This is a genomic window from Collinsella aerofaciens (assembly GCF_028207065.1).
GTDB classification, from domain to species: domain Bacteria; phylum Actinomycetota; class Coriobacteriia; order Coriobacteriales; family Coriobacteriaceae; genus Collinsella; species Collinsella aerofaciens_AR.
The window spans coordinates 17,614-35,134 of the sequence record NZ_JAQLFP010000018.1 but is presented as its reverse complement, the minus strand read 5'-3'; the positions used below and the strand labels follow the sequence as shown (position 1 = coordinate 35,134).

14 protein-coding genes and 3 tRNA genes are annotated in these 17,521 nt (G+C 62.5%); all 17 read right to left on the bottom strand.

Translation table 11 applies throughout. The features are described from left to right. Positions 1-8 precede the first annotated feature (8 nt). The 17 genes from gdhA to PMX72_RS06375 all read right to left on the bottom strand — a co-directional run bounded on the left by gdhA (position 9) and on the right by PMX72_RS06375 (position 17,518). Complete coding sequence (gene gdhA, locus PMX72_RS06455) at positions 9-1,364, bottom strand: NADP-specific glutamate dehydrogenase (protein ID WP_117840090.1); 1,356 nt, start codon at positions 1,362-1,364, stop codon at positions 9-11. Positions 1,365-1,627: 263 nt separating this feature from the next. Continuing rightward, positions 1,628-1,724 (bottom strand) — tRNA-Sec (locus tag PMX72_RS06450). Between the two features lie 62 nt (positions 1,725-1,786). Further along, on the bottom strand, positions 1,787-3,751 hold the full coding sequence (gene selB, locus PMX72_RS06445) for a selenocysteine-specific translation elongation factor (RefSeq protein WP_271746189.1): 1,965 nt from the start codon (positions 3,749-3,751) through the stop codon (positions 1,787-1,789). Beyond that, a complete protein-coding gene (gene selA / locus PMX72_RS06440; protein WP_271729724.1) occupies positions 3,748-5,205 on the bottom strand; it encodes an L-seryl-tRNA(Sec) selenium transferase in 1,458 nt (485 codons plus the stop codon). The genes selB and selA overlap by 4 nt, the downstream gene beginning before the upstream one ends. 185 nt (positions 5,206-5,390) lie before the next feature. Further along, the gene (locus PMX72_RS06435; RefSeq protein WP_253056256.1) at positions 5,391-6,227 is read right to left on the bottom strand and encodes a formate/nitrite transporter family protein; all 837 of its coding nucleotides are present in this window, start codon (positions 6,225-6,227) and stop codon (positions 5,391-5,393) included. Positions 6,228-6,550: 323 nt separating this feature from the next. Then, a tRNA-Gly gene (locus PMX72_RS06430) sits at positions 6,551-6,624 on the bottom strand. Positions 6,625-6,630: 6 nt separating this feature from the next. Beyond that, a tRNA-Pro gene (locus PMX72_RS06425) sits at positions 6,631-6,707 on the bottom strand. A 91-nt stretch (positions 6,708-6,798) separates the two neighbouring features. Beyond that, positions 6,799-8,157, bottom strand: coding sequence for a branched-chain amino acid transport system II carrier protein (gene brnQ, locus PMX72_RS06420; protein ID WP_118449531.1), 1,359 nt, complete (start codon positions 8,155-8,157; stop codon positions 6,799-6,801). Between the two features lie 76 nt (positions 8,158-8,233). Continuing rightward, a complete protein-coding gene (locus tag PMX72_RS06415) occupies positions 8,234-9,373 on the bottom strand; it encodes an aminotransferase class V-fold PLP-dependent enzyme (protein ID WP_195403953.1) in 1,140 nt (379 codons plus the stop codon). Then, on the bottom strand, positions 9,370-9,621 hold the full coding sequence (locus PMX72_RS06410; protein WP_195403954.1) for a putative Se/S carrier protein: 252 nt from the start codon (positions 9,619-9,621) through the stop codon (positions 9,370-9,372). The genes PMX72_RS06415 and PMX72_RS06410 overlap by 4 nt, the downstream gene beginning before the upstream one ends. 19 nt (positions 9,622-9,640) lie before the next feature. Then, positions 9,641-10,267, bottom strand: a complete 627-nt coding sequence (gene yedF / locus PMX72_RS06405) for a sulfurtransferase-like selenium metabolism protein YedF (RefSeq protein WP_271729681.1) — start codon at positions 10,265-10,267, stop codon at positions 9,641-9,643. Positions 10,268-10,328: 61 nt separating this feature from the next. Continuing rightward, complete coding sequence (selD, locus tag PMX72_RS06400) at positions 10,329-11,378, bottom strand: selenide, water dikinase SelD (protein ID WP_253056262.1); 1,050 nt, start codon at positions 11,376-11,378, stop codon at positions 10,329-10,331. Next, a complete protein-coding gene (locus PMX72_RS06395; protein WP_253056264.1) occupies positions 11,371-12,588 on the bottom strand; it encodes a glycosyltransferase family 4 protein in 1,218 nt (405 codons plus the stop codon). Before PMX72_RS06395 ends, selD begins: the two co-directional genes overlap by 8 nt. Positions 12,589-12,602: 14 nt before the next feature. Continuing rightward, entirely contained in the window at positions 12,603-13,367 is a 765-nt protein-coding gene (locus PMX72_RS06390) for an acyl-CoA dehydratase activase (protein ID WP_271729682.1), read from the bottom strand. Between the two features lie 50 nt (positions 13,368-13,417). After that, positions 13,418-14,581 carry a double-cubane-cluster-containing anaerobic reductase gene (locus PMX72_RS06385; protein WP_271729683.1) on the bottom strand — a complete coding sequence of 388 codons (1,164 nt, stop codon included), beginning with the start codon at positions 14,579-14,581 and terminating at the stop codon, positions 13,418-13,420. Between the two features lie 151 nt (positions 14,582-14,732). After that, complete coding sequence (locus tag PMX72_RS06380; protein WP_271729684.1) at positions 14,733-16,016, bottom strand: double-cubane-cluster-containing anaerobic reductase; 1,284 nt, start codon at positions 16,014-16,016, stop codon at positions 14,733-14,735. 431 nt (positions 16,017-16,447) lie between these two features. Beyond that, positions 16,448-17,518, bottom strand: a complete 1,071-nt coding sequence (locus PMX72_RS06375) for a sulfate/molybdate ABC transporter ATP-binding protein (RefSeq protein WP_271729685.1) — start codon at positions 17,516-17,518, stop codon at positions 16,448-16,450. Between the last annotated feature and the right edge of the window lie 3 nt (positions 17,519-17,521).

Below are 17,521 nucleotides of genomic sequence, written 5' to 3'. Positions count from 1 at the left end.
AGCTGAATTTAGCAGACGCCCTGAGCGAGCATGGCGTCGGCGACCTTCAGGAAGCCGGCGATGTTGGCGCCCATGACAAAGTTGCCCTCCTGGCCATACTCCTTGGCGGTGTCGTCCACGTTGTGGAACATGCCGCGCATGAGCTGCTCGAGCTTGCCGTCGACCTCCTCGAAGGTCCAGGACAGGTGCTCGGCGTTCTGGCTCATCTCGAGGCCGGACACGAGCACGCCGCCGGCGTTGGCAGCCTTACCGGGCATAAAGGCGACGCCGTTCTCCTGGAAGTAGGTCGTGGCCTCGATGGTCGTGGGCATGTTCGCGCCCTCGCCGACCACCTTGCAGCCATTGGCGACGAGCGCCTGGGCGTCCTCGAGCAGCAGCGTGTTCTCGCGAGCGCAGGGCAGCGCGATGTCGCAGGGCAGCTGCCACACACCGCGGCCGTCGCCCTCGTGCCACACGGCACCGGGCTTCTCGTCAACGTACATGGCGAGCGTGACGCCCTTGTCGTGGCCGGAGCGCTTCTGGTTGTAGACGTGCTCGAGCACGGAGTAGTCGATGCCGTCGGGATCCTCGACCCAGCCGTGGGTATCGGAGCAGGCCAGCACCTTGCCGCCAAGCTGGGAAACCTTCTGGACGGCGTAGATAGCGACATTGCCGGAACCGTGAACGACAACGTTCTTGCCCTCGAAGGAGTCGCCGCGGCTCTTGAGGTACTCGTCCACAAAGTAGACCAGGCCGTAGCCGGTGGCCTCGGTACGGGCGAGCGAGCCGCCAAAGGAGAGGCCCTTGCCGGTGAGGACGCCGGTCCACTCGTTGGTCAGGCGCTTGTACTGACCGAACATGTAGGCCACCTCGCGGCCGCCAACGCCCAGGTCGCCGGCGGGAACGTCGGTGTTGGGGCCGATGTGGCGGTAGAGCTCGGTCATGAAGGACTGGCAGAAGTGCATGATCTCGTTGTTGGACTTGCCCTTGGGGTCAAAGTCGGAGCCGCCCTTGCCGCCGCCCATGGGAAGGGTGGTCAGGCTGTTCTTAAGAATCTGCTCCAGACCCAGGAACTTGAGCATACCCAGGGTGACCGTCGGGTTAAAGCGCAGGCCGCCCTTGTAGGGCCCAATGGCAGAGTTGAACTCGACGCGGTAACCGCGGTTGACCTGGACCTTGCCCTGGTCGTCGACCCAGGGAACACGGAACATAACGATGCGCTCGGGCTCGACGAGGCGCTCCAGTAGGGCGGCCTCCTCGTACTCGGGATGGGCGTCGAGCGCCGGCTGGATGGTGCCGAGGATCTCGGTCGCGGCCTGGATGAACTCAGGCTGCTCGGGATAGCGGGCCTTGAGCTCGTCGAGAACTTTCTGCGTGTAGCTCATGCTTCCTCCAATTGATGGAAAAGAAAGGTGTCGTTCGCGGCGCCCCATGCGCCGTGAGCTTTATCGAGTATGGATAATATCGCACTGTTGCTACAAAGTTACGAATAAGGCAACGAGCGGATGTTTCATTTTGATTACGATGCAGGTAGATAGCTTTTTGACCGCCTGACGAGCAAATCGCGTGTTTCGAAGCTGTTTCCCGCACGTTTCGAAACCACCACAAAGGGGACAGGCACCTTTGTGGTGGTTTTGGCGAGATGCGTTGGCGGGAACGGATGTGAATCGAACACATCCAAGACGTTTTGCACGCCTCACAACGGTTTTGAAGACCGCGGGGCCCACCGGAGCCCATCCGCTCCCAAACGTGGCGGTATTTTACCAAACCCAACAGACCACAACCGAAAAGAGCGATGCGGAAACCGCTAACGCAGCGATCTCAGACCGCCGGACTCCTTGTCGAGTACTGTAAAGCGCACGGCATCCAGGTGCTCCAAGATGCTAATGGTTCGTTTGCGCGACACGCCCAGGGCTTCGCGCAGCACACTCGTGGTGGCGGCGCCGCCAGCAGCCTCGATAGCCGTCGCAACAACCTCACGCGCATGGGCCTCGGCAGCGGCGGACAAGGCAACGTCGCGCTCGACCTTAACGATCGAGTGGTTGAGCGAAAGCTCGCGCAGTGCACGCGTCATGGTGTCGCGATCGAGCTGCAACTGTTCGCTCACCTCGGGAAGCGTCGGCGCATTAAGACCGGCCTCATCCAGCAGGGCCACGATACGCTGGCCAGCCTCGCGCACCACGCGTATCGCCGCGGCGGCGGAATGCGGGTCGAACACCTCGGCACCGTCGACGGCGCACACGCCACGTGCAGAGCCCTCGGCAATAAGTGCCATCGCGACATCGTTACCGGCGCCCGGCCAAGCCGCGTGCGCGACCGCACCGGACGTAAAGCCGATCTCCTTGGGAGCCGCCGCGTGCATGGAGGACAAGGCCGCAGCCAGCACATCCATTGCAGCATCGAGAGCCGAGGCATCTGCGTAGAGCACCGCACCGCCCGCAGCAAGCTCGCACACGGCAGCCTGGTCCACAAGCCCACGCAAAACGATCTCGACCTCGCCGGTAACAAGATCGAGCGCTGCGGCAACACCGGCAGCAGCAACAGGCAGCGTTTGCAGCGCCAGCCACGCGTGTACGCCGTCCGCGACATCTCCGGACTCAAGCGCCGCATACAACGCGCGCTCCCCCGCCGACAGGACCCGCGCGCGGCGACAGCGCGATAGCAGGACGCGTCCGCCGCCAAGCAGCGAAATCGGCGAATACGACAGAATGACGGCATGATCGCCGGCGCGCAACGGCAGCGGCCGTTCCAGGCGCACCTGCACCACACGCGTCTCGCCGACCGCAATAGGCGGCTCGTCGTCTAAAAGCATAATGCGGCCGAGCACCTCAGCCGTGCCCGCCATAACGTGCACGCGTGTACCCGAAGCAAGAACGCCGGCTCGCACGCCATCGCGCCCCACATATGTCAGTTGCATCAAAAAGCGCAGCGTCTGGCCCACGCGACCCTCGACGCCGAGCATCTCGCCGCGCTTGAGGCCCGCCACGCCATCGCCCACCAGGTTCAGGGCGACGCGCTGGCCGGGAACCGCGCACTGGGTATCCCCGTGAACCTGCACCCCGCGCACGCGACAGCGCGTTTGCGACGGCAGCGCAACGAGCTCATCGCCAACCGAAACGGGACCGTCGTGCAGCGTACCCGTCACGACGGTTCCGGTGCCGCGGATGCTAAAGCAACGGTCGATGGGAAGACGGGGCGCGGCGCCCGAGCCAGCGGTCGCCTCCAGATGCTCCGACCAGCACGAACAAACCGTGTTATCGAGCGTCGTAAGCAGCTCGTCCAGGCCCTCGCCCGTCTTGGAGGACACCGGCACTATAGAGGCACCCGCAAACACGGTCCCGTCCAGAAACGCCTCGACATCGAGCTCCGCCAGCGCGGCAATCTCGTGGTCGGCCAAATCGCGCATCGTGAGTGCGACGACCATGCGCGTCACACCCAACAGCTCCAGAACCCGAACGTGCTCGCGGGTCTGCGGCATCACGCCCTCAACGGCCGAAACCGCCAGCAACGCAACGTCCACGCCGGTGGCGCCCTGCACCATGGCGCGCAGATAGTGCGCATGCCCGGGTACGTCGACCAAGCCGACAAGCTTGCCGCTGGGAAGCTCGAGCTCGCCAAAGCCGAGCTCAGTGGTCATGCCTCGGCGCCGTTCGACCTCCAGACGGTCGGGATTTTTGCCGGTCAGCGCCTCGATAAGGGCCGACTTTCCGTGGTCGACGTGTCCTGCCGTTCCGACGATAACGGGACATTCGACAAGCTCGCGCGCGGTCATCGACGCAAACCTGCCCGCACGGCATCCGCCAACGCAGACGCACACAGGTCAAGGTCGGTGTCGCGCAAAAGCGTGCGAACGTCAAAAAGCACCTGGTCGTGCCGCACGCGCGTCACAACCGGCGTATCGGGCTCCTGTACCATAGCGCGCTTTAGGCCATCGGCGGATAGACGCCCATCGACGGGACAGACGGCAACGCAAAAAGTTGGGAGCTCGACGGTCGGCAGCGAACCGCCGCCCGGAGCAGACACGCCCTCGACAACCTGCAGCTCCACCGCCTCCTCACACTGAGACTCGCGAAGCTTGCGCAGCATGCGGTCATGCAGGCGCTTGGCCTGACGCTCGAGCGGAGCCGGCGCGCCGGAAAGCATGTTGAGCACCGGGATCTCCCGCTGTGCCGTATCGGGACCGGTCACATACAAGCGCAAAGTGGCCTCGAGCGCCGCGAGTGTGAGCTTGCCGGGACGAAGCGCGCGCATGAGCGGATGCGAAGCGCAGACGGCGATTACTTGGGCGCTACCGAGAATAATGCCCGCCTGCGAGGCGCCGAGCAGCTTGTCGCCCGAGCACGAGACGACGTCAACGCCGGCGCAAAGCGAAGCGGATGTTGGCTGCTCCCCCGCATCGGCGAGCACCCCGTCTGCAAGCAACGCGCCCGAGCCCTGGTCCTCGTACAGCAACAGCCCGTGCTCATGCGCCAGCACGGAAAGCTCCGCCACCGAAACCTCCTCGTGGAAGCCTTCGATACGGTAGTTGGAAGGATGAACTTTCAGGATCATCGCCGTGTTGGGCGTAATGGCGCTTCGGTAATCATCCAGATGCGTGCGGTTGGTCGAGCCCACCTCGACAAGCTTGGCGCCCGAGGCCGCCATGATGTCGGGAATGCGGAAGCTACCGCCCACCTCGACCAGCTCGCCGCGACTCACGATGACCTCTTTGCCGCACGCATGCGCGGCAAGCACCAGCAGCACCGCCGCGGCGTTATTGTTGACGACCAGGGCGTCCTGCGCCCCCGTGAGCGTGCGCAGCAGACGCGCGGCATGCTCTTTGCGGCCCCCGCGAGCGCAGGTTGAGACGTCATACTCAAGCGTGCTGTAGCCGCGAGCGACATCGGTCACCGCCCGCACCGCCGCGGGCGCGAGCGGAGCGCGGCCCAGGTTGGTGTGAATCACAACGCCCGTCGCGTTAACGGCAGGGCGCAGGGTCGGCAGCGACAGGCGGTGGCACCGCCGCTCGATAGCCAAGGCGAGCTCGCGCTTATTCCTAGCGGGGGCGCCAGAGCGAATCGCCGCGCGCTCGGCATCGAGCTCGGCGTCAATCGCCTCGCGCACCAACGTGTCGCCCGCATCGCCGGCAGCCTTCATGACCGGCCACTCGGCCAGCAGCTCGTGCACGGCGGGAATGGAGCGCAGGCGGTCGCGCACCTCGGCAGGCATGGATTCGCAGTCGCTCATGGAAAGCCCTTCGACATAATCAATAAAAAGCAGGCCCCCCTTGGTCGTCATCGGCCAAAATGTGACGACGCGAATACAAAAGGGACAGGTCCATTATGGCAGCTCGCGACAAGACGGCGAAGCGCCTCGTCCAAAACCTGCCAAAATAAACCTGTCCCTTTTTGGTCGGTTATGGGTTGGGTCCTTTAGGACTCTTTGTTGGCGTAGATAAACCAGTAGCCCAGCGCCACGATCAGGGCGCCACCTACGATATTGCCCAGCGTGGCGACCGAAAGGTTGAGCGCCAACCCGGCGGCGTTGAGGGCATCGGCGCCGGCGACATCGGCTCCATAGCCGCACGCGTGCATCACGGCACCCATGGGCAAAAAGTACATGTTGGCAACGCAGTGCTCAAAACCGCATGACACAAAGGCGGCGATAGGCAGCAGAATACCCACGACTTTATCGACCACGGTCTTGCCGGCGGTACCGATCCATACAGCCAGGCACACAAAGATGTTGCACAGAATGCCGCGGAAGAAGATGGTGACGGCGTCAATCGAAACCTTACCGGCGGCGACACTCACCATGGTGTTGGCAACGGCCTCGCCGTTGAGCTTATAAATAGCTGCCATGTAAACCAAAAAGACAACGAACAGCGCGCCGGCAAAGTTGCCGATCCACACAACGACCCAAGCCTTGAGCATCTGGACGAGCGTGATCTTTTTGCTCTTGAGCGCGCATACCATAAGCGAGTTACCGGTAAACAGCTCCGCGCCGCAAATGAGCACGAGCACCAGTCCCAGGCAAAAAGCAAGACCGCCCACGAAGCGCTGGGCGCCCCAGCCAAGCGTGGGATCGCTCAGAAAGACCGTGAAGAACAGGCCGCCGAAGGCGATAAACGCTCCGGCGAACATGGCGAGCAAAAAGGCCTTCGAGACCGGCAGGTTGGCCTTGGTAACGCCGGCGGCCTCGGACTTAGCCTCGATCGCGGCGGGCGCCAGGCAGTCGGGGGTGGGGTATTCTGCCTTACTCTGTGCCATGGCAATCACTACTTTCTTACGATGTGGGACAAACGCTCTTGGTTCATTTGCCCCGCGAGGTCGGACGGTATAAAAATAAACGCGAGCCAAATTAGCATATTGGCCTGCGATTATATAGCTTGGAGCGGGCGACGGGAAGTCCAAGGATTTGCTTCGCAAATCCTTGTTTCGCTGCGGGCCTTCGGCCCTTGCGTGCTGCGCTGGAAAATGCTCACGCATTTTCTCAGCTCCGCACCCTGACGGGTTCGATTCCCGTCGCCCGGCGCGTAAACGAAAACAGCTCTGATTCCCAAAGGAAACCAAAGCCGTTAAAACAATTCTTGTGGAGCGGGCGACGGGAATCGAACCCGCGTCATCAGCTTGGAAGGCTGGGGTTCTACCATTGAACTACGCCCGCAAGATATGGTCGGGACGACAGGATTTGAACCTGCGACATCCTGCTCCCAAAGCAGGCGCGCTACCAAACTGCGCCACGTCCCGAAGGTGTTGAGCAGCTAAGGTCTAAACCTTGCGTGTCCCAAAGCGAAGGAAATTATAGGGGAGACTCCCCGCCCGTGCAAGCGCAGAAACCCTAGCTCCTCGAATGTGCGACAAACTTGCTGTGGAGCAGACCGATCACAAAGGCAACTACGGCGACCGGCGCCCACGCGGCACCGATGTCTGCCAGCGGCAGCACATCAAACGGTAGCCACGCTCCAGCAAAGAACGCATCGCGGACCGAGGTGATCACGCTCTGCACAGCGACTACGCCGCCGACCCAGACCCACACCTGCGGATGAGCGTCACAAAAGCCGTGCACCAGGCCCATAAGCACCAGCACAATGGCAACGGGGTACAAAGCGTTGAGCATGGGCACCGAGAACATAAGGATCACGTCGAGGCCCACGTTGGAGAGCACGCACGAAAACGCTGCGAACACAAAGGCGAGAACCGCAAAGGGACGGCGCATGGCCTCCTCAGAGGCCTCCGCTCCCCCTTCGACCACATACGTCTCGCAGAAGTAACGCGAGCAGCAGCTGATGAGGCCGATGCACACGTTCATGCAGGCGAGGAAAAAGATCGCAAAGACCACGACCGTGCCGGCAAGCCCAAAATGCATGGAGGCCGAACGGGCGAGGATGGCGGCGCCGTTGGTAGCGTCGGGCATCACGGTGCCGAGCTGCATACCGGCAAGGCCCAAGCCGCAGTAGATGATGGCCATGAGCACGCCGGCGATAACACCGGAACGCGAGATCTCGAAGGCCACGCGCTTGTCATCGGTAACACCCAGCTCGTGGATGGTCTCGGCGATGATGATGCCGAAGGCAAGTGACGCGAGCAGGTCCATGGTCTGATAGCCAGTCAGAAAGCCCTGCACAGCGGCGCCTGCATCGTAAGGGGCCTGCGGCGCGGCAGCCGGTCCCAGCGGCGAGATCACGGCAGCACCCACGACCAGCACGATGAGCGCAATGAGCGCAGGGCCCGTAATGCGGCCGAGCACGCGCGTGATGACGCCTGGACGTAGCGTGAGCGCAAACGCGACGACGAAGAACCCGATGGCAAACACCAGACGTGCCGTGCCGAGCGAAACGCCCTCGGGTAGCAGCGGCACCAGCATTTCGAACGCCGTAGAGCTTGTGCGCGGAATGGCCAGGCACGGACCGATGGCCAGGTAGACCGCCGCAACGAAGAATTCGCCAAACTTAGGATGCACACGCCCGGCCAGCTCTCGGGCCGTGCCAGCGAGCGCGACGGCGATAAATCCCATAACGGGCAGACCGATAGCGGCAATCAAAAAGCCGATCATGGCAACCGGCGTGGCAGAACCTGCCTGCAGCGCCAGCAGCGGCGGAATAATGAGGTTACCGGCGCCAAAGAGCATCGAGAACAGCGCAATGCCGACGGTAACGACATGGTCGGAACGCAGACCGCGCGGGGCGGATGAAGCCATAGGCACACCTTTCGGGTCGAAACAAAAACGGGACGGGCAAAATACCCGTCCCGCAAGTATAAACGGTCCAGCAGCTTTAGCAGGCTAAATTGCGCAGAGCATCGATAGCCGTGTCGACTTCTTCGGTCGTGTTGAAATACCCAAACGAGAAGCGGACGACACCCTGGCGCTCGGTATCTAACGCACGGTGCATGAGCGGAGCGCAATGGGCACCGGGGCGCGTCGCAATCCCCCACCCTTGCATGAGCGCGTCCGAGATCTCGGCCGAGTCGATATCACCCACGTTGAGTGAGACGATCGCCGAGCGCACGGGCTGGTCAAACGCACCGTAGAGCGCAATGCCGGGGATTTCGCGAGCACCGGCGAGGAAGCGCTCTGCAAGCGAGCGCTCATGCGCCGTAATCGCCTCGACCCCGCCTTGCGCCTCGATAAAGTCGAGACCGGCAGAAAGTCCCGCGATGCCGTGGCCGTTGAGCGTGCCCGCCTCAAGACGCGTGGGCCACTCAAGTGGCTGCAGTGGGTCAAAGCTGTGCACGCCCGTGCCGCCCATGGCCCACGGAGACACGTCAATGCCCTCCGCCACGGCCAGGCCGCCGGTGCCTTGGGGTCCCATGAGCCCCTTGTGGCCGGTAAAGCACACAATGTCGAGCCCCATGGCATGCATATCGATACGCGCCGTGCCGGCAGACTGAGAGGCATCGACGATCACCAGCGCACCGGCCGCATGGGCCATGGCCGCCACGCGCGCAATGTCGACCGCGTTGCCGGTCACATTTGAGGCGTGCGTCACCACCACGGCACGCGTACCGGGCGTGACTAGCCGCTCGAGCTCGTCGTAGTCGAGCGCGCCGTTCGCGTCGCAACCCGCATGCTCAACCGTCACACCCTGCTCTGCCGCCAAGCGATTGAGCGGACGTAGCACGGAGTTGTGCTCGAGCACCGTCGTGACCACGCGGTCGCCGGGGCGCACCACGCCACAGATGGCGGTGTTGAGCGCCGCCGTAGAGTTGGGCGTAAAGCACACATGGTCCGCCCTCGGGCAACCTAAAAGGCGCGCGAGCTTGGCACGGCAACCGTGAATCGTACGAGCGGCATCGAGGGCACCCGACGTGGCGCCGCGCCCGGCATTGCCGAGCGAGCACATCGCCTGCGTCACGGCATCGATGACCGTCTGCGGCTTGTGCATGGTCGTCGCCGCGTTATCCAGGTAGATCATCGCACGACCTCCCACATATCAATCACGGTATAGCCCTCGGTGGGAACGCCCGCCGCGGCGAGTTCGCCGCGCAGCAGCTCCTCATCGGCAGGCAACGCTTTCCACGCCAGACCACAGCCGGCAGCGACCTCCCCGGGCACGGGAACCGTTCGCCCGGGAAGGCCGCGCTCGATGCACAGGGACTCGCAGCCCATGGCGGCCGCCGTGGTGGGAAACGTGATGACAAGCGCCGGGCGCTTCTCCCTCATGGCAACTCCAACCAATACGCTACGGGCGCACGACGCGCACGGCCTGCTCCATCTTCTCCACGATCACGTACATGTTGGTGACCTCGCCCACCGCAAGCTGGTCTTTAATGCCATAGTGGTCGAGGCAGGTACCACAGGTGAGAATCTCGACGCCCTGCTCGGCCAGGCCCTTCAGGTCGTCGAGCACCGGCGAGCCCTCAACGGTGAGCTTGGCGCCGCCGTTGTAGAACAGCATGGTCGCGGGCAGCTCCTCCTGCTGCGTCACGGCAAAGATAAACGCCTTCATGAGCTTGTGGCCCAGCTCGTCGTCGCCACGGCCCATGCAGTCGGTGTAGACGGAAATGACGAGCCTGCCCTTGCCGGCGCTGGCATCACAGAAGGCAGCGCCATCCTGCTCGGGATCGGCCATGGCAACGGCGCCAGAGGTCGCCACGGTCACGTGCCACTCGGCGTCAGAAACCTTCTCGACCGAGGCCGTGCAGCCTTTCTCCTGCGCCATCTTGGAGATGTTCTTGACGGCGGTCTCGTTGTCGACCGAGGTCACGACGGCGCCCTCGCCATCGAGCTGCTTCAGAGCTTTGAGCGTCTTGACGACGGGCAGCGGGCAGGCATCGCCCATGGCATTGACTTCAATCTTGGTAGACATAGCAAATTCCTTTCGAAAGAGCCGTTCTAGAGAACGGCAAACAGTTACATAAACGTGCGGGCTAGCGAACAACGCGGACGGCAGGACCGCCCGGCTCCGCCTCACACACGCGCCCGACAACGGCCGCGATGCGCCCCTCGGCATGCAGGCGACGCGCAAGCCCATCCACATCGGCAGCAGGCGCCGCGATGAGCAAACCGCCCGAGGTCTGCGGATCGTACAGCGCATCCAACATGCCCGGCTCCAGGTCCTCGTCGGCAGCCACGCGCGGGCCAAAGAAGTCCTGGTTGCGGTAGGCACCGGCAGGAATAATGCCCAGACGCGCCATATCGAGCACCTGGTCAAAGAGCGGCACCGCCCCCGACGTAAGTTCAATCTGCACGCCCGAGCCCTCGGCCATCTCGCACGCATGCCCGATCAGGCCAAAGCCCGTGATGTCGGTGCAGCCGTGAAGCTCGAGTCCCTCGGCCAGGCGAATCGGGGCCTCGTTGAGGGTACGCATCGAGTCAAACATGGCTGCGGCCTCGTCCTGCTCGATGAGCTCGCCCTTAATGGCCGTGGTGATGATGCCCGAGCCGATCGCCTTGGTCAGCAGCAGAACATCGCCCACGCGTGCGCCGCTGTTGGCGAGCATATGGTCGAGTGGCACAAAACCGCTCACGGACAGACCGTACTTGGGCTCGTCGTCGTTGATGGTGTGGCCGCCCGCGATGGAGCAACCCGCCTCGACGCACTTATCGGCGCCGCCCGCCAGAATCTGACCGGCAACCTCAACGCCCAGGCAACTGGGTATGCATAGCAGGTTCATGGCATGGCTCGGCCGCCCGCCCATGGCGTAGATGTCCGACAGCGAGTTGGCCGCAGCGATCTGGCCAAACAGGAACGGGTCATCGACCATCGGTGGGAAGAAGTCGATGGACTGCACGAGCCCCAGGTTCTCCCCTACGCGGAAGACGCTCGCATCGTCGGAGGTATCGAACCCCACGAGCAAGTTGTCGTTATGCACATTGGGTAAGTCGCCCAGGACCTGGGCGAGGGCTCCGGGAGCCAACTTAGCGGCTCAACCGCTCGCGGCCGTCATGGACGTGAGCCTCATGGTGTCCTTAGCCATACGAACCCCCTTCCAACAAATCAACGACTTTAAGTATACGCGCCAGGCACGCTTCCCAAGAGACCGCCGACGGCTCGAACGTCGAAAGCGGCGCCGCAAGCGCCTGCGCGATAGCATCTGCCAGTGCGCGCTCAAACAACGGAAGGTCGGCCGCCACGGGCGTGTCGACATCCGTCATACGCGGCGACGCCACCCACGTCACGGGAGCACCGGGAAGCATCGCCTCCATCCAGGGACGAACGCCGGGCAAATCGGTCGCCACAACTTTGCAGCCGCACGCGAGGGCCTCGATCGTCACGAGCGGCAGACCCTCGTAAAACGAAGGCAGCACAAAGACGTCGGAACTGCGGTAGGCACGCACGAGCCCATCGCTATCCAGGCGCCCCGCCAGCGTCACCGGCACATCCGAGGCCGCGGTCAAGCGCTCGATACGCGCGTACTCGGCATCGTCCCCGCGGCCGCCCACAAGTACCAAGCCAGATGGGCGGACGCCATCGTCAATCGGCAATGACACAGCTCGAACCAGCGACTCGACGCCCTTTTTAAAGCAAATCTTGCCCACGTACACAAGCGATCCCGGCTGCCTCGCCACGCTTGCATCGCGGCAGAAGACGCGATGGTCGTAGCCCGTCCCAATCACGTGGATGCGATCGGCATCGACGCCGCACACCAGGTCAATCTGCTCAGCCTGCTCAGCATGGAGCGCAAAGACGGCATCGAGCCGACGAACCGCACTTACGATGCGATCGCGTTCGAGCGTATGCGAACGCAGCTGGCGCAGGTCGGTCGAATGACACACGGCAACAACCGGCACGCCTCGGACGCACTCGCGCGCCAATGCGGTCACCAGATACAGGTGATGGCAGAGCACCAGATCGGGCCGAAACTCAGTCACCGCTCGATCGATTGCAGCAGCAAATGCCCGCTCAAATGCCTTGAGCATCGAAGGCGTCAGATCACGATAGCGTGTGGAGGGATAGGGCATGACATCGGACATGCCACAGATGGGAAACGGCAGCTCGGGCGACTCGAACGGTACGGCAAACACGGCAGCACGCCGGTCCAGCTCGCCTTGGGTATCACCCGGTGCCGCGCCGCAAAGCACGGCGGCGCGATGCCCCGTCTCGATCTGCTCGCGTACGAGCGCGGCAAGGTAGGTGCCGCTGCCAGTGCTATCTGGTTTTTGTGCCGAGATATTGAGGATGCGCATGTCGCGGTACACCCCTAGGCCAAGGCGGCGGCGCGGACAGCCGCGCCGATCGCTCCGGCAAAGCGAGCCTGGGGCGAGGTGGTCACCGGCGACCCCAGTAGCTCGCCCAACCGCTCCACCACGAAGGCGTTCTCGCACAGGCCACCGGTCAGGTAGTACGGGGCGCCCGCGGCCTGCCCGGCCATGGTCGCCACGCGCGAGACCACGCTGTCGATCACGCCACGCGCAATGTTCTCGCGCGGCTCACCGCGACCGATCAGGCTGATAACCTCGCTTTCGGCAAACACCGTGCACATGCTGGAAATCTTGGTAGGCTCGCCGGTGCGGGCGAGGTCTGCCATCTGCTGCTGGGTAATGCCCAGGCGGTCGGCCATGATCTCCAAAAAGCGCCCCGTGCCGGCGGCGCACTTGTCGTTCATGGCAAACTTGGCCACGCGGCCGCCCTTGAGTTGGATGACCTTGGTATCCTGGCCGCCCACGTCAATCACCGTGCCGTGATCGCCAAACAGGCGCACGGCACCGGTGCCGTGGCAGGTGATCTCGGTCACGACCTTGTGCGCATAGGGCACGGCGACACGGCCGTAGCCAGTCGCGACCACGCGAACATCGTCGCCCGTCACGTCATAGCCGGCTACGGCGAGCTCACCGCGTAGGCGCTCGGCCGCATCGACCGACGAATACCCCGTCGGCATGACGCAGGTCCACGCAATGGCGCTGTCCGTCTCCAACACCGCAGCCTTCGCGGCCGTCGAGCCTATGTCGATACCAATGCCAACCACGGCATCCTCCTTCTATGCGGCAATGCAGCTATCCCTTTGCCGCATTTGTCCTACAGGGTTTCGATGAAGGCGGCGATGCGGGTCTCGATCTGGCCCATGTCACCGTTGCTGTAGTCGGTCTCGATCTTCATATACGGAATACCCGCACCCTCGACAACCTCCTGCATTCGCGCACTCTCAACGTTAAAGGTGTGGCAGGCCTGCAGCACGCTCTCCACTACGCCATCGACGTGATACTTCTCGCACATGGCCAGCGTGTTTTCCATACGACCGTCATTGGGCGTCATGACCGAGCAGTTGATATCCAGGTAGCGGTCGGCGATGCCGCGCAGGATGTCGGGAGCCTCCGGGTCGATCATCATGGCCGCCGTGCGCTCGCCCGAGCAGTCGTCCATGCACACGACCACACCGCCGTTGGACTCGATGGTGCGACCGATCTTGTTAATCACGCCGCCCACCGGGCAGCCGGTGATCAGAATGCGCTTGGCATCCGCCGCGACCGGGCGCTCGCCCGCGTCGTAGGCCTCGCGCAGCTTGGCGACCTTTTGCTCCAGCTGCTGCGTATAGGCCTCGAAATCAAAGCTGAACGTACCGGCAAACATGGTGCTCATCAGGTCGACGCCGCTCATGGCCGCCGGCTGGTTAGCCTGCAGCGCAAACATCTCGAGCTGGGCCGCACGCAAGCGGTTGCGACGACGGACGGCAGCGCGCAGGTCATCGTCGGTAATCGTGATGCCGTAGAAGCCCTCGAGCTCCTCCTTGAGCAGGCGGCACTCCTCGTACCAGCCTTCACGCTCGTAGGCACGATCGCGACCCTGCGGAAGATGCAGAATGTGCGTGCGCTTGAGCTCGTTGAGTAGCTCGTACATCTTCTTCTTGCCGTCGCAGGTGGTCTCGCCGATGATCATGTCGCTAAAGTACGTAAACGGGCACTTTTGCGAGTAGGCAAAACCGTAGGTCGACTTGATGAGCGGGCACAGGTTTGCCGGCAGCACCTTCTCGGCCTCGGGAATCACCTCATCGGACGTACCGCACAGAGCCACGCTCGCAGCCCCCGCGGCATCGATAATCTCGAGCGGCGTATAGCTGCACAAAAAGCCGACCAGGCGATTACCCGCCTGCTTATAATCCTTGACGCGAATAAACGCCGCTTTGCGTTGCTCGTTGAACTCCTCAAACGTGCGCGGCAACGGCTGTTCATTATTTTCCGACATATAACTCCTAAACCTTTTAACCAACCAAGGAAACGGCTTTCCCAGGTGCCCGAGGTTGCCGTGAAAGAGGAGCGCCGCGTACTTTGGGTATGCAAGCGACGGTTTGAACGGCAAGATCGGGTGCCTGGGGAAGCCGCCAGGACGAATAGTCCTAAATGGTTTCCAAGAAAGCCTCAATCCTGGTTTGCAGTTGGCCTGCATCCTCGCCGGCGTAGTCGGTCGTGATGTGCATAAACGGAATGCCGGCCTCCTCGGCGGCCTTCTCCACGGCAAACGACTCCATCTCGTAGAGCGTGCAGAACTGCAGGGCCACGTCGACAATGCCGTCGGCATGCAGGTTCTTGGCCATCTGGACAATGTCCTTCATACGCTGGTCGTTGGGCGTAAAGACGGCACAGTTGATCTTAAAGTAGCGCTCGGCGATAGCATCGAGCATCTCGTCAACCGTCTCACCGGACTCATCGACCAAGTCCTTGTAATAGCGCGAACCCGTGCAGGACTCCTCGCCCACCACAACGCCGCCGGCCTTCTCGATGAGGTTGAACAGCTTCCAGTTGGGCACGGCCATGGGCGTGCCGGTGTACAGGATGCGCTTGGTTCCCTTGGGCGCCACGCCCTCTCCGGCCTCGACACGCTGCTCACACTCGGCCGCCATATCGTTGATGGCTCCGGTCAGACGCGGCGTGTCGTCCGTAAAGGCGGCCTGAACGGTCAGCAGGCTGTCGAGACCGCTAATGGGCGCTGGGTCGGCAGCGCGCGTGGCAGCGAGGCGCTGCAGGGCGCGACGCTTCTCATTGACGGCGCGGATGGCGGCCTTCAGACGCTCAGGCGTAATCGTGACGCCGCACTCTTCCTCAATCTTGGCGGCGAGCTTTTTAACCTCGGCCTTCCAGGTCACGAGCGTCGACTCGTCGTGCACGTTGGGAATATCCATGACGTACATGTTCTTTTGCGTGGCAAAAAACTCGTAGGCCTTCTTCTTGCCATCGCAGGTGTTCTCGCCTACCACCAAGTCACTCGACTCGATGCAGGGGCAGACCTCACCCAGCTTAAAGCCGGCAAAGCTCTTGATAAGCGGACAAGTGTTGCGCGGCAAGTGCTCCTCGACCTTGTCCGTTGCCCAATCGGCACCCGAGCACAGACCAACGGGAATGCCGTCACAGGCAAGCACGATCTCCTCGGGCACGTACACGCAGAACGAGCCCACGATTTTGGTGGCCTCGCCAGCCTCCTTCTTGTCGAGCATCTCCTTAATGCGGCCGCTATGGATGTTGGTGGCCACAAAGTCCAAGTAGGACGTGGACTTGGGGCGGTTGTTCTGCGACAGGAACATGTCCCCGTACATCTGGCCCACGGCGCCCAGCAGCATATCGTGGTCGGCAAGATTCATGCCGAGGCTCTCCCACATCGGATGGAAATCGAATTCTTCAGCCATAACGGTTCCCCTCTCGAACCAAAAACGGATAACAGCGGTATCGATGCACGACGGACGGCGATTGCCCGGCCGTGCTCAAACCCGGAATTTTAGGGAACCTGCTTTGCGGTCGATTATTTAGTTGTGCGTCGTCTCTCCCGGAGCCGTGAACATACCTGCTCATATGCGACTCCGAGCCATATACAGGGCGCGCGCGGCAACGCGGCAAATGTATGTCGTCTGCGGCATGTGCGCACCCTCCTTAACCAGTTGAGGTCAACTATATCAACGGTCATCGACCATGCGAACACCGTTGACATTCGTACGACAGCGTCGTGTGCCGTTGTCTAATAAATTATTATCTTGATTAATAATAGTTTGTCATACCTCATTCGGCGAACGGCGAAAACAAAGCCGCCGAGGCTTATATCCCCCGACGGCGTTACCCGGCGCTATCGACAAACCAAATGGATCTTGCTGGCATCAAAATGCATGCGCAGCGTCTCGCCTGCTTGCGGCAGCTCGTCGACAGGCATGCCCACTTTGTTGACCTTCCACTGCAGGCGCGTCGGCGCATCGGCACGCGGCGCGTCCAGCAGCACCAGGCGCTCAAAACGCGAATCGCTCACGCGGGCCACGTGCAGGTCATAGCTGTTGCGACCCCGCTCGGCACGGTTGTCCACATGGAAGTAGCTCGCACGAATACCCAGGTACGCCACGTTATCGGGAACCTCACGGCCCACGTTGAAGGTCATGCCCCAGTCGAGGGCCTCAACTTCTTCGTCGCCGATCTTGCGCGCACGGCTTGTGTTCTTGCAGCCCGTCAAGCGCAGCGCGGCCAACGTTTGCGGGCGTCGAACCACGTCCTCGACGGAGCCGACCTCCTCAACATGCCCGTTGTGCATCACGCAGATGCGCTCGCACAGACGGCATGCTTCGTCGATGTCGTGGCTCACGTAGAGCACGGTACGGTTGCACACATCGAACAGGTCGAGCATGTTCTGCTCAAGCGCGCTCTTGAGATACGCGTCGAGCGCGCTCATGGGCTCGTCGAACATAAAAATGCCCGGGTGTGCCGCCACCATGCGAGCAAGCGCCACACGCTGCTGCTGGCCGCCCGAGAGGCGCGCGGGATAACGGTCGGCAAAGTTGGCCAGTCCAAAGATGCCCAGGTAGCGCTCGGCAAGTTGTCTGCGCGCTGCGGCGTCACCTGCACCCTCAACGCCGGCGCACACGTTATCGGCCACCGTCATATTAGGGAACAGCTGATAGTTTTGAAACATCAGGGCGCTTTTTCGCTCCTGGGGCGAAAGGTTGATGCCCGCCGCAGAGTCAAAGAAGGTCACGCCGTTGACGACGATCTTTCCCTCGTCGGGCGTCTCCACACCGGCAATGCAGCGCAGCGTGCAGCTCTTGCCACAGCCCGAGGCGCCCAGCAGCGCCACACGCTCCTCGCCGGCCTCAAGCTGCATGTCGAGCATAAACCCGGGATAGCGTTTTTTGATATCCAAAACGAGCGACATAGC